Annotated in this window: 12 protein-coding genes; 9 read left to right on the forward strand and 3 right to left on the reverse strand. The window is 68.2% G+C overall.

What is annotated here, in order from left to right; translation table 11 throughout:
• Nucleotides 1–2 precede the first annotated feature (2 nt).
• The 3 genes from ACQW02_RS04630 to ACQW02_RS04640 all read left to right on the forward strand — a co-directional run bounded on the left by ACQW02_RS04630 (nucleotide 3) and on the right by ACQW02_RS04640 (nucleotide 2,694).
• The gene (locus ACQW02_RS04630) at nucleotides 3–1,088 is read left to right on the forward strand and encodes a WD40/YVTN/BNR-like repeat-containing protein (protein ID WP_431284097.1); all 1,086 of its coding nucleotides are present in this window, start codon (nucleotides 3–5) and stop codon (nucleotides 1,086–1,088) included.
• Nucleotides 1,081–1,353 (forward strand): MoaD/ThiS family protein, encoded by a 273-nt coding sequence (locus ACQW02_RS04635; RefSeq protein WP_431284098.1) that lies wholly within the window; start codon nucleotides 1,081–1,083, stop codon nucleotides 1,351–1,353. The genes ACQW02_RS04630 and ACQW02_RS04635 overlap by 8 nt, the downstream gene beginning before the upstream one ends.
• A gap of 150 nt (nucleotides 1,354–1,503) precedes the next feature.
• Entirely contained in the window at nucleotides 1,504–2,694 is a 1,191-nt protein-coding gene (locus ACQW02_RS04640) for a hypothetical protein (protein ID WP_431284099.1), read from the forward strand.
• A gap of 41 nt (nucleotides 2,695–2,735) precedes the next feature.
• On the opposite strand, the gene ACQW02_RS04645 is transcribed toward ACQW02_RS04640, so the two are convergent.
• Nucleotides 2,736–3,536 carry a ferredoxin--NADP reductase gene (locus tag ACQW02_RS04645; protein ID WP_431284100.1) on the reverse strand — a complete coding sequence of 267 codons (801 nt, stop codon included), beginning with the start codon at nucleotides 3,534–3,536 and terminating at the stop codon, nucleotides 2,736–2,738.
• A gap of 81 nt (nucleotides 3,537–3,617) precedes the next feature.
• Between ACQW02_RS04645 and ACQW02_RS04650 the strand changes: the two genes are divergently transcribed.
• From ACQW02_RS04650 to ACQW02_RS04665, 4 genes are all read left to right on the forward strand, one after another.
• Complete coding sequence (locus tag ACQW02_RS04650) at nucleotides 3,618–4,337, forward strand: GNAT family N-acetyltransferase (RefSeq protein ID WP_431284101.1); 720 nt, start codon at nucleotides 3,618–3,620, stop codon at nucleotides 4,335–4,337.
• Nucleotides 4,338–4,420: 83 nt separating this feature from the next.
• Entirely contained in the window at nucleotides 4,421–5,794 is a 1,374-nt protein-coding gene (locus ACQW02_RS04655) for an esterase-like activity of phytase family protein (protein WP_431284102.1), read from the forward strand.
• A gap of 164 nt (nucleotides 5,795–5,958) precedes the next feature.
• Nucleotides 5,959–7,152 carry an amidase gene (locus tag ACQW02_RS04660; protein ID WP_431284103.1) on the forward strand — a complete coding sequence of 398 codons (1,194 nt, stop codon included), beginning with the start codon at nucleotides 5,959–5,961 and terminating at the stop codon, nucleotides 7,150–7,152.
• Nucleotides 7,153–7,443: 291 nt separating this feature from the next.
• Nucleotides 7,444–9,816, forward strand: coding sequence for a sensor histidine kinase (locus ACQW02_RS04665; protein ID WP_431284104.1), 2,373 nt, complete (start codon nucleotides 7,444–7,446; stop codon nucleotides 9,814–9,816).
• A gap of 118 nt (nucleotides 9,817–9,934) precedes the next feature.
• Here the strand turns inward: ACQW02_RS04665 and ACQW02_RS04670 are convergent, their stop codons facing one another.
• Nucleotides 9,935–10,111, reverse strand: coding sequence for a hypothetical protein (locus tag ACQW02_RS04670; RefSeq protein WP_431284105.1), 177 nt, complete (start codon nucleotides 10,109–10,111; stop codon nucleotides 9,935–9,937).
• Between the two features lie 2 nt (nucleotides 10,112–10,113).
• The gene (locus tag ACQW02_RS04675) at nucleotides 10,114–11,292 is read right to left on the reverse strand and encodes a M20 aminoacylase family protein (RefSeq protein WP_431284106.1); all 1,179 of its coding nucleotides are present in this window, start codon (nucleotides 11,290–11,292) and stop codon (nucleotides 10,114–10,116) included.
• A 171-nt stretch (nucleotides 11,293–11,463) separates the two neighbouring features.
• Between ACQW02_RS04675 and rplM the strand changes: the two genes are divergently transcribed.
• Together rplM and rpsI are read left to right on the forward strand one after the other, a co-directional pair.
• Nucleotides 11,464–11,958 carry a 50S ribosomal protein L13 gene (rplM, locus tag ACQW02_RS04680; protein WP_431284107.1) on the forward strand — a complete coding sequence of 165 codons (495 nt, stop codon included), beginning with the start codon at nucleotides 11,464–11,466 and terminating at the stop codon, nucleotides 11,956–11,958.
• Between the two features lie 2 nt (nucleotides 11,959–11,960).
• Nucleotides 11,961–12,467 (forward strand): 30S ribosomal protein S9, encoded by a 507-nt coding sequence (gene rpsI / locus ACQW02_RS04685; RefSeq protein WP_431284108.1) that lies wholly within the window; start codon nucleotides 11,961–11,963, stop codon nucleotides 12,465–12,467.
• The last annotated feature ends 39 nt before the right edge of the window (nucleotides 12,468–12,506 follow it).

The following is a 12,506-nucleotide window of genomic DNA, read 5'->3' on the forward strand; positions in this document are numbered from 1 at the left end:
CGATGGCGACGCGTGTTCTCCTGCTGCTCGGTACCAAGAAGGGTGCCTTCATCCTGGACAGTGACGCGTCGCGCCGCGACTGGGCGCTGCGCGGCCCGTTCTGCGAAACCTGGCCCATGAACCACGTCGTGGCCGATCCCGACACTGGCACGATCTATGGCGGCGGCGGCAATGAATGGTTCGGCCCGGCGGTGTGGAAATCCACCGATCTCGGCGCGACTTGGACGCATTCCAGCGCGGGCATCGCCTATCCCGCCGGCGAGACGGCGGTCAAAACCGTCTGGTCGGTCGCGACCGGTCCGGGCGGCGTGGTCTGGGCGGGCGTTGAGCCGGCGGGGCTGTTCCGCAGCGACGATGGCGGGGCCAGTTTCAGCCATGTCACCGGCCTGACCGAACATCCCACCCGCGCATCCTGGCAGCCCGGTGGCGGCGGGCTGATCCTGCACGGCATCGTGCCGCATCCCTCCGATGCCGAGCGGCTCTGGATCGCCGTCTCGACCGGCGGGGTCTTCGCCACGGAGGATGGCGGGGCCACCTGGGCGCCGCGCAACCACGGCACGCGCAATGACTATGCGCCGGAAGAAGAGCGTTACCCCGAGCACGGCCAATGCGTGCATGCGCTCGCCATGGCGGCGGGGATGCCGGATCGGCTCTACCAGCAGAACCACTGCGGCATGTACCGCAGCGACGATGGCGGGCGGCAGTGGACCAGTATCGAGGCGGGGCTGCCCTCCACCTTTGGCTTTCCCGCCGTGGCGCATCCGCGCGATCCCGACACGCTGTATCTGCTGCCGCTGAATGGCGACCAGGCCGGGCGCTATGTGCCTGATGCCGCCGCGGCGGTCTGGCGCACGCGCGATGCCGGGGCCAATTGGCAGGCGCTGCGCCAGGGCCTGCCGCAGCAACACGCCTTCATCGGCGTCCTGCGCCAGGCGATGGCGACCGATCGGCTGGACCCGGCTGGCGTGTACTTCGGCACCAGTGCCGGCGAGCTTTACGCCAGCGCCGATGAAGGCGAGGCCTGGACCTGCGTGGCAAAACACCTGCCGCCGATCCTGTCGGTCGAAACGCTGGTCGTCGATGACTGACCCCGTCGTCATCCTGCTGCCCGATGCGCTGGTCCGGTTGTTTCCCGGATCGGCGCGGCGGGTCGAGGTGACGGCGGCGACGGTCGCGGAGGCCGTGGCGGCGCTGGATCGCCGCTGGCCCGGCATGGCCGACCGGCTGTGCGATTCCACCCCCGCCATCCGGCGGCACCTGAATATCTTTGTGGATGGCGACAAGGCGCGGCTGCACACGGCGCTGCGGCCCGGCGGCGAAATGATCGTGATGACGGCGATGAGCGGCGGTTAGGTCCAAACGCGGTCACGTATTCGTGGGCGTTACATGGCGAAACTGTGACAGATGCTGGGGCGCCGCAGCATTGCTGCCATCCGCAAGGACATGCGACATTTCCGTTAACAATTGGTGGGTGTAAAATCTGCCAACAAATAAGGACGGCAAATGGCGATCACTGTGACTAGCGCCCATTTCAAGACGATGACGGGCATCAAGACCGAGCGAAACTGGGCGACCGGCTTCCGCAAATCTTCCGGCAGCCTGAACGCGATCTATGATGACCTGATCGCCCTCGAGGGGCCTGAATACACCAAGGTCGCGGCCCAGGATCGCTGGTTGTTGATGCTGTCGCTGGCCGGCAAGTGCCGCGTCTACCTGGACAAGAAGGAGCGGAAGGGGAAGGACCTGACCGAGCCGAAATACATCATCATCGATCGGCTGGAGGCGTCTTTGCTCGCCCAGGCCGCCAAGGAGCGCGGCAAGTCCGATGCCCTCGGCCAGAGGCTTCGGAACAACCAGAACCACGCGGGCGGCGCCGTGATGGGGCGCAACAACCCGGGCCACGGCAAGGTGGTCTTTGAACTGGCGCTGACGGGCGCCCTGCCGAATGGCAAGGTCGTCAATGGCCAGACGCTTTGGACCAAGGCCACCCAGGCCGGCGTGCAGCTGACCGGCGATGAAGCCCGCGACGCCTTCATCCTGCGGGCCTGGCTGAAGCAGATGGCGCGGTCGGGCCAGTTGGCGGCCCTGTCACTCGATCCGCTGGACTATATGGATGAAACGCGGCGGATCAACGCCGAACTCACCTTCACGAGTACCCTGGTGCGGCAACGCGGCGCGCCGTTCAACACCTACGGCGGCTATATCGAAGGCGAGGACAAGGCGGGCATGCTCGTGATCGCCGAGGACGGAACCTGGTATGGCAAGGAGGGGCCGTTCATCGGCAGCACCTTCCACCATTCCACCTTCATGTCCGGTGCGCCGGTCCTGCTTGCGGGCACGATCCGTTGCAACCAGGGAAAGCTGCTCTACATCAGCAACAACAGCGGCCACTACGCCCCCGACCTCGCGGCCTTGTTGAACGGCACGAAGAACCTGCAAGGTTGCGGTCTGGACCAGGCGGCCCGGCACGACGTGTCGATCGCCTTCGCCGATCACCAGCATTTCTTCGCGCCGAGGATGGCGACCTATCTCTTCCCCTATCGCCTCTTCATGAACAGGCGGGGCAATGTCCCCAATCCGGCGAACTACGTCGTCACCACGTCGTTCGACGAATATTTCTGGGCCAATCCAGGGGCGGCGCGGCCCAACCACCACGCCGGTGTCGGGGCGAAGGGTATTGTGACCTGGCCGTGAGCGATGGGGTCCCGGGCCGCCTGGCCCAGGACGCCGCGCGATTACTTCTCGACGAAGGCTTTTTCGATCACGAAGTGCCCCGGGGTATGGGCGGAGCCTTCGGCGAAGCCGTTGGCTTCCAGCCATGCCTTGGTATCGACCAGCATCTCCGGGCTGCCGCAGAGCATGAAGCGATCCCGCTCCGGCGACACCGGCGGCAGGCCGACCAGGCTGGCGCCGCGCCCGCTGTCCAGCAGGGTCGTGATGCGTTCCCGCAGCGGGAACTCTTCCCGCGTCACGGACGGCAGGTACAACAGGTTGCCGGCCACCAATTCGCCCAGCAGCTCGTCGGCCGGCAGGGCCTCGATCTCCTGCCGATAGGCCAGTTCGGCGACCTGGCGGACCGTATGGCTCAGCACGACCTTCGGGAAACGATCCCAGGTCGCGGGTTCGCGGATCACCGACATGAAGGGCGCGAGCCCCGTCCCGGTCCCCAGCAGCCACAGGTTCTGCCCCGGCAACAAATTGTCCAGCAGCAGGGTGCCCGTCGCCTTGCGCCCGATCAGCACGGTGTCGCCGACCTGGATATGTTGCAGGCGTGACGTCAGCGGCCCGTTCGGCACCTTGATCGACAGGAACTCCAGCCCCTCGTCCCAGGGCGCCGACACCATCGAATAGGCTCGCAGCAGTGGCCGGCCATCGACCTTCAGCCCGATCATGGCGAATTGCCCGGCCAGGAAACGAAACCCCGGGTCCCGCGTACAGCGGAAGGTGAACAGCCGGTCCGTCCAGTGACGGACGTAGGTCACCGTCTCTTCGAGGAAGGGGGAGGGGGCGGGGGCTTTTGCTGCGGCTGCGGACATCTCATCGATATGCGGCCACTGTGACCGTGTTGCAACGCGGCAAGTCTGGACAGGGCCATGCGCCCGACGCAGCGTCCGGGCATGACCGACCAAACCTTCGACTCCTGGGGCAATCCCATCGGCCCCGAGGTGGACGCCACCCCGCGCCCGATCCCCGCCCGCGTGCCGCATCGTGGCGCGCTGATCGACCTGGAACCCCTGCATCCCCGCCACACCGCCGACCTGTGGCGGGCGGTGCAGGGCGATGACGCCGCCTGGTCGTGGATGGGCTACGGCCCCTTCGCGACCGAGGCGGCGCTGCGTGCCCGCATCGAAGCCTTCGCCGCCGCGCACGATCCGCTCGCCTGGGCCATCCGATCCCACCGCAGCGGCGCGATCGAGGGCTGGCTGACCCTGATGGATATCCAGCCGTATAACGCCGAGATCGAACTGGGCCACATCTGGCTCGGCCCCCGGCTGCGCCGCACGCGCGGAGCCACGGAGGCCATGTTCATCCTGATGCGCCATGCGATGGACGACCTGGGCTACCGCCGCCTGGTCTGGAAGTGCAACGCGTTGAACGCGGCGTCGCAGAACGCCGCGAAGCGCCTGGGCTTTTCGCCGGAAGGGGTGTTGCGGGCCAACCTTGTGATCAAGGGCCGCCGCCGCGACACGGCGATGTTCTCGATCCTGGCCGAGGAATGGCCGTCCCGCCGCGATGCGATCCTGGCCTGGCTGGACGAGGCCAACATCGACCATTCCGGCGCCCCGCGCGACGGCCTGGCGGCCATACGCCAGCGGTTGGTCGCGGCCGCAGCATAGTCGTCACGGCCCCGTCACGCAGTCGCAACACCACATCGCTATCCCCCGGCCGCCCCACTTCGGGGCGTTCTCGGGGAGAGACCATGCGCACCCTTCTGCTTGCCGCCGTCGCCAGCCTGGCGCTGACGGCCCATGCCCAGGCCGATCAGCAATTCCCGGCGACCCTTGCGGGCCACGCCATCCTGCCGGCCTTCACCATGGTCCTGCCGCCGGCCGATGCGCCGCGCGATGCGCTCGTCTCCGGCCGCTTCGCCGGCCCGGGCAACCTGCGTGTAGACCGCCCCGGCGCCACCCCGGGCACCACCGGCCCCGCGCCGGCCGGCCGCCCGACGGGCATCTCCTTCCCCTTCATCGGCCAGCCCGTGCAGGGATTTTCCGGCATCAAGCCGGTCGCCGGCGAGCCGGGTGCCTATTGGGTCCTGACCGACAACGGTTTTGGCAACCGCCGCAACAGCCCCGACGCGCTGCTGATGTTCCACAAGGTGCGTCCGGACTTCGCCGCGGGGACCGTCACCGTCGAACAGACCATCTTCCTGTCCGACCCCAACCGCCAGATCCCCTTCCGCATCGCCTATGAAGGCAGCGACTCGCGCTACCTGACCGGCGCCGATTTCGACCCGGAGAGCATCCAGCCCGTCGCCGACGGCTTCTGGATTGGCGATGAATTCGGCCCCTATCTGATCAACATCGACCTGCAGGGCCGCGTGCGCCGCGTCGTCGAAACCCGCCTGGACGGGCAGCCGCTGATCGGGCCGGACCATCACAGCCTGCAGGTCGCAGCGACCCCCACCGCCGCCACCGGCTTCCGCGTTCGCCGTTCGGGTGGTTATGAGGGCATGGCCCTTTCGCCGGATGGCACCACGCTTTGGGCGCTGCTGGAACAGCCGCTCTTCACCGCCGGGTCTGACCAGGCCGAAGGCGCCTTCCTGCGCATGATCGAGTTCAACATCCCCCGTGGCGAATGGACCGGCCGCTCGCTGCGCTACCGCCTGGAACCGGGTGCCACCGCGATCGGTGACTTCAACTTCATCGATGGCAACCGCGCCCTGATCATCGAGCGCGACAATGGCGAGGGCCATCCCTCGCTCGCCTGCGCCGCCGGCCAGAACCCGCCGGGCTGCTTTTCCGGCCCCGCGCGGCACAAGCGCATCTATGTCGTCGACCTGTCCACGCCCGATGCCGATGGCTTCGTGCGCAAGGTCGGCCATATCGACCTGATGGCCATCGCCGATCCCCAAAACTTGGCCCGGACCCATGGCGACCGCGCCGCCTCCGTGCCGCGCACCACCTTCACCTTCCCGTTCTTCACGATCGAGGACGTGGCGATGATCGATGCGGACCACATCATCGTGGCGAACGACAACAACCTGCCGTTCAGCGCCGGCCGCCACCTGACCCGCGCCGACGATAATGAGTTCATCATCCTTCGCGTGCCGGAACTATTGCGCGCACGCTAATTCACGGACTCGCGTAAATGGCGGCGGCCGGGTTTCATCCGGCCGCCGTCTGGTTGCATCAGCCACGTTGCCATCGCGTGCCGATCCCGCCATCCTTGGACCCGTCTGACAGCGCCGCGGCGATCCCCCCGCGTGCCTGGGGACCACAGGAGCGGCTTCCCACGATGATGGACCAGACCGACCCCGTCGGCGCCTTCATGCCCGGCCCCCGGGTCAAGATGCCCGGTGCGCCCGAAGGCCCCATCGTGGGCCTCACCTTCGCGGTGAAGGACCTCTACGACGTCGCCGGCGTGGTCACGACCTACGGCAATCCCGATTGGGCGCGCACGCATCCGCCCGCCACGGCCACCGCGCCCTGCATCATGGATCTGATCGCTGCCGGGGCGACCCTGGTCGGCAAGACCAAGACGGTCGAACTTGCCTACGGCCTGACGGGGGAGAATGTCTGGTACGGCACGCCCCTCAACCCGGCAGCGCCGGACCGTTTTCCAGGCGGGTCCTCCTGCGGCTCGGCCGCGGCGGTCGCGGGCGGTCTGGTCGATTTCGCGATGGGGTCGGACACCGGTGGGTCGGTTCGCATCCCCGCCTCCTACTGCGGCCTGTTCGGCATTCGCCCATCCTGGGGCGCGGTGAACCTGACCGGCGCCTGTGGCCTCGGGCCATCCTTCGACACCGGCGGCTGGTTCGCGCGGTCGGCCGCGGTGCTGGCCCGGGTCGGCGGCGTCCTGCTGCCGCCGGGCGGGGAGGGCGCGCTCGGCCCCCTGCTGCGGGTGCAGGAAGCCTGGGTCAACGCCCTGCCTGGCGTCGCGACGGCGCTGCAACCCGGACTGGCCGCGGCCGAACGGGTGCTCGGGCCGGCCCTGGCCATCCAGATCGCGCCCGAAGGCCTGTCCGCCTTCTACGACAACTTCCGTTGCGCGCAGGCGGCCGAAGCCTGGGCCACCCTCGGCGCCTGGGTCGAGGCGAACAAGCCGAGCTTCGGCCCCGGCGTGCAGGAACGCTTCGACACCGCGCGCGACATGCCCCCGGCACTCGCCGCACGCGGCCGCGCCTTCCGCGCGACCATGCAGGAACGGTTGCGCGCGCTGCTCGCCGGCGGCGCGGTCATGGCCTACCCGACCAGCCCCGCATCGGCGCTGCGGCTCGATGCCGATGGCGCGGTGCAACAGACCATCCGCGAAGCGACCATGGGCGTCACCGCCATCGCCGGCCTGGCCGGGCTGTGCGAGGTGACGATCCCCGTCGCCCGCCACGACGGCGCCCCGGTCGGATTGTCGCTGGTCGCCGCCCCGGGACGAGACCGCGCGCTGCTGGCGCTGGCGACGCGCGTCGCGGAGGAAGCGGGGCTGGCGGGTTAGGCCGCGCCGTAGAGCAAGCTGTTCGTCCGCCGCGATGGCGACCAGGGCCATCGCGGCAATCATCCGGCACCGGACGGCCATGTCGGGAACAATCGTGACCAGGCCTTCCACCTTGACAACATCGTGCCCGGTTTATCTGATCGGTGTCCAATAGCGCCCTGGCAGAACCTGACGACGGCTTTGCCATAGCCAATGACAGGAGACGGGTTGGACACCACGATCGCTCCCAACGGAGCCCCGTTGCATCCACCCAGGTCACCGAAGGGCGCCGCCGCAAAGCGACCAACCGCCTTGCCGCGCTTCGAACGTGCCCGATGGGCCGGGTTGTTGCCCCTGGCCGCCGTCCTCGTGCCTTTGTCCATCCTCGTCGTGGTCGGCTGGCTGAATTGGCGCGCGGTCTGGGACGACGCGCGGTCACAGGTCCTTCGCGCCGCCGAGACGGCCGCCGAATACGGCGCAAGGACGCTCGAGAGCTACAGCCTGGCGGCCGGGCGCCTGAACGACCGCTTGCGCGGCCTGTCGGACGCTGACATTCGTGAGAATGAAGAGGCCCTGCACCAGGAATTGCGGCGCATCGGCGCCGATCTCTCCCAAAGCGACCTTGCGTATGTCGTCGATCGCGACGGCTATCCCCTGCTCACCAGCAACCTGTTTCCCGTGCCGCGCGACGCGACCTTGGCCGATCGCGATTATTTCCAGGCGCTCAAAGGCCCTGTGCCACCGGCCGTCCATATCAGCGAGGTCTTGATCGGTCGCTTCGACGGCCGCCTGCTGTTCTCCGTCAGCCGACGTCGCCGCGACACCGGCAACCCCCCCACCGCCGACGGGTTCGATGGCGTCGTCCTGGTCTCGGTCAGCCCGCTGACATTGGCGGATGGCATGCGCCGCCTGCTCGCGGAACCGACCGACCGGATGGCCTTCGTGCGGGAGGATGGGTACGGCATCACGACGACCAGCGGCGCCATGAACCCCGGCCAGCCGCTGACCTGGATCCCGCCGCAAAGCCCGTTCCACACCTTCGCAGCCGAGGGCGCGCATAGCGCGGTGTATCTCTCCCGCACCATCATGCCGGGCACGACCGCGCTGCTCGCCATGCAGCGCATCGAGGGCTTTCCGGTCTATGCGGTCACCATCCGCCCGGGCGCCGAGATCACCGCCCGCTGGTGGAGCATCATGGCGCCCCACCTGGCCTTCGGCATCCCGGCGACGCTCGGCCTGTTCCTGCTCAGCCTGCGGGTCTGGCGCGACCAGCGCCGGCTGGCGGCGAGCAATGCCGAACTCAGGACCGACAACGACCTCAGCACGGATCGGCTGATCCGTGCCAAGCGCTTCGGCCTGGTCGGCACCTTCGAATTCGACCTGCGCACCGGGATCAGCCGGCGATCACCCGAATACATGTCGGTGCATGGGCTCGCGGCGATTGCGACCGAGGAGACCCACGACGACTGGTCCCGGCGCCTGCATCCCGACGATCGGCAACGTGCCGAGCAGACCCTGTGGGATGCGCTCTCGCAGGAAAGCGGCGCCACCGAATATGCCCAGACCTATCGCACCATCACCCCCGAAGGGGAGGTCCGTTGGATCGCCGCGCGGGGAGAGATCACGCGCGACGCCGCAGGGCGCGCCATCCTGCTGCGCGGCGCGCATGTCGATGTCACGCCGCTGCGCGCCACGGAACTGGCGCTGGCCGAAAGCGACGCCAGGCTGCGGCTGGCGCAGGAGGCCCTGGGCATCGGCACCTGGGAATGGCTGCGCCGGACACGATCGCTGACCTGTTCACGCAAGATGGCCGAACTCTGGGGCTTCGATCCGGATGGCGGCGCGATCGGCCTGGGCGCGATGCTGTCGCGCGTGGATCCGCGGGATCGTCGCCAGTTGAGGCCCCTGCTGACGCTGGACAAGGGCGATGGCACCTTCCGCTGCGAATTCCGCATCCTGCGCCCGCTGTCCCCCGACGAGACGGAGACAGTCTGGATCGCGGCGCGGGCCAGGCAATTGGCTGCCGCGCAGGCCGTGCATCCCCGCCTCATGGGCGTCGCCTACGACATCACCGAGCGCAAGCGCACCGAGGAACGGGCGGCGCTGATGGCGCATGAGGTCGAGCACCGGGCCAAGAACGCGCTGGCGGTGGTGTCTGGCCTGTTGCGCATGACCAAGGCGGAGAGCGCGGAGGACCTGGTGAACGTGATGGACGGCAGGGTGAGGGCCTTGAGCCGTACGATCGGGCTGCTGGGCAAGGGGCGCTGGTTGGGGACCGAGTTGCGCGAGATCCTGCAGAGCGAGCTGCAGCCCTTCGAACTTGCCGAATCCGGCGATGGCTTCGAGATGGAGCTGTCCGGCCCCGAGGTTCTGATCGATGTGGAGTCGGCGCAGCCCTTGGCCATGGCGTTCCACGAACTGGCCACCAATGCCGCGAAATACGGCGCGCTATCGGTGCCTGGCGGCCGGCTGACGATCGACTGGTCGGTTGAAGCCGGGCGCGTGCACCTGCTGTGGCGGGAAAGCGGCGGCCCGCGGGTGGAGGGGCCGCCACAACAGATGGGGTTTGGTTCCCAGTTGATCAGGATGCTTTTCGAAGGCCAGATCCAAGGCGAAGTCGCGAAACGTTGGGAGCCGGAGGGCCTGGTCTGCGAGATTCGCTTTCCTGTCTGCCCGCGGCGTTGAGCTTGACAGGGCGTCCCCCTGCGGGCCGCTCCCGCATCATGCGACGGCCTCAGCCAAGCCATCACGGCGCAGCCAAGGCGATTGCTTGCAAGGCGTCACTGCCCCAATGCCTCGCCCCTCAGTACGCCGGCGGCTTCGGCGGCACGTATTCGCCCGGCATGGGTTGCTGGTACGGCGGGTTGGCCGCGATCGCCGCATCCAGCAGCGCCCCCAGGCTCGCGCCCGGCCCGGGCGGCGGGGCCACGACCTGCACGCAGCCCGCCAGGGCCAGCGCCAGCAGGGCGGCGCGGAGCATGATCACGCCTGCCTCGGCAGCAACTGCTCGGCCAGGGTCGCCCAGTAGGAGGCGCCGGTCGGCAGGATCGCGTCGTTGAAGTCGTAGCGGGGGTGATGCACCTGGGGTTCCTGCGGGCCGCGCCCGCCGCCCAGCATGATGTAGGACCCCGGACGTTCGTTCAGCATGAAGGAAAAATCCTCGCCGCCCATGGTCGGCTTGTCCATCTCGCCCACCCGGGCCTCGCCGACGACCGTGGCGGCGGCGTGGGCGGCGCGGCCGGTCGCCTCGGCCTCGTTGACCGTGGCGGGGTAGGATCGGCGGAAGCTGACCTCGGCGGTGGCGCCAAAGGCTTCGGCGATACCGGTCGCCAGGCGGTGGACGCCGTTTTCCAGCAGGTCGCCGACCTCGGGCTTGAACCAGCGCGCGGTGCCGCGCAGCAGCACGGTTTCCGGGATCACGTTCCAGGTGTCGCCGCCCTGGATATGGCCGATGGTGATGACGCCGGCTTCGACCGGTTCGACCGTGCGGGCCACGACCGATTGCAAGGCCGTGACGATCTGGGCCGCGATGACGACCGGATCGATGCCCTGGTGCGGCATGGCGCCATGGGCGCCCTTGCCGCGGATGGTGATCTCGATATTCGCCACAGCCGCCATGACCGGGCCGACTTTCCAGGCAAAGGTGTTTTCCGGCGCCTGGGGCCAGTTGTGCATCCCGAAGACCCGATCGACGGGGAAGCGTTCGAACAGGCCTTCCTTCACCATCAACTCGCCTCCGGCCAGGTTTTCTTCCGCTGGCTGGAAGATCAACACCACGGTGCCGTCGAAGTTGCGGGTTTCGGCCAGGTATTTGGCGGCGCCCAGCAGCATGGTGGTGTGCCCGTCATGGCCGCAGGCGTGCATTTTGCCGGGGACGATGCTGGCCCAGGGGGCGCCGGTCGCCTCCAGGATCGGCAGCGCGTCCATGTCGGCGCGCAACCCGATGGCGCGGGGGCTGGTGCCCTGGCCGCGGATGATGCCTACGACGCCGGTATGGGCGATGCCGGTCACGACCTCATCAACCCCGAAATCGCGCAGTTTCTGGGCGACGATGGCGCTGGTGCGGTATTCCTCCAGCCCGATTTCGGGGTGCATGTGGAAATCGCGGCGCCATGCGGTCATCTCGGGGTGGAATTCGGCGATGCGGTTCATCACGGGCATGGGGCTGGTCCTTATGCCGCGGCAGGGCTGCGGGCAGGCTAGGCCCGGATCGCGCCTGGCGGAACCCCGGTCACGGGCCTGTGGTAGCATGATACCGCGCGCTTCTTCCCTTGACCTGTGGCCGGTTTGCGGCCAAACGACGCGCCTCACACCTCTTCCGTATGGAAACCCATGCTCACCACAATCACACGCTCGCTGAAGCCGTCGGAGGTGACGAAAGGCTGGATGCTGATCGACGCCGACGGCATCGTCCTCGGCCGTCTGGCCGCCTTCGTCGCCAACCGGCTGCGCGGCAAGCACAAGCCCCAGTTCACCCCGCATGTCGATTGTGGCGACCATGTCGTCATCATCAACGCCAAGAAGGTGAAGGTCACCGGCAACAAGGCCGAGCAGTCCGTCTTCTATTGGCACACCGGCTACGCCGGCGGGATCAAGGAGCGCACGGTGCGTGAACGGCTGGAAGGCCGCTTCCCCGAGCGCGTGGTCGAAAAGGCCGTGGAGCGCATGGTTCCCCGCGGGCCGTTGGGCCGCGCCCAGATGCGCAACCTGCATGTCTATGCCGGGACCGAACACCCCCACGCCGGCCAGTCGCCCAAGACGGTCGATTTCGCGGGCCTGAACCGCAAGAACGTCGCGGCCGCCGCCGCCCAAGAAAAGGCTGCCTGATCATGAGCGAGCAGCAGGGCACCCGCAGCCTCGCGGACCTCAAGGACCTCGTCGCCGGCACCCCGGCCGAGATCCTGAACAACGTCTCCACCGGCCCGATCTACGTCCGCAAGGTCGATGCCCAGGGCCGTTCCTATGCCACCGGCCGCCGCAAGGACGCCGTGGCGCGCGTCTGGATCAGCCGCGGCAAGGGCACGATCACCATCAACGACCGCCCCGCCTCGGTGTACTTCGCCCGGCCGGTGCTGCGGATGCTGATCACGCAGCCGTTCCTGGTTGCCGACCGCTACCAGCAGCTCGACGTGCGCTGCACGGTCAAGGGCGGCGGGCTCTCCGGCCAGGCGGGCGCGGTGCGTCACGGCATCAGCCGTGCGCTCGTGGCCTTCGAGCCGGAACTGCGCGGCATCCTCAAGAAGGCCGGCTTCATGACGCGCGACCCGCGTACGGTTGAGCGAAAGAAGTACGGCAAGATGAAGGCCCGCCGGTCCTTCCAGTTCAGCAAGCGCTGATCCTTCGGGATCGACGTGGATCAGGGGTCGCGGGCAACC

The sequence above is a fragment of the Humitalea sp. 24SJ18S-53 genome (assembly GCF_050632385.1).
Taxonomy (GTDB): domain Bacteria; phylum Pseudomonadota; class Alphaproteobacteria; order Acetobacterales; family Acetobacteraceae; genus Humitalea.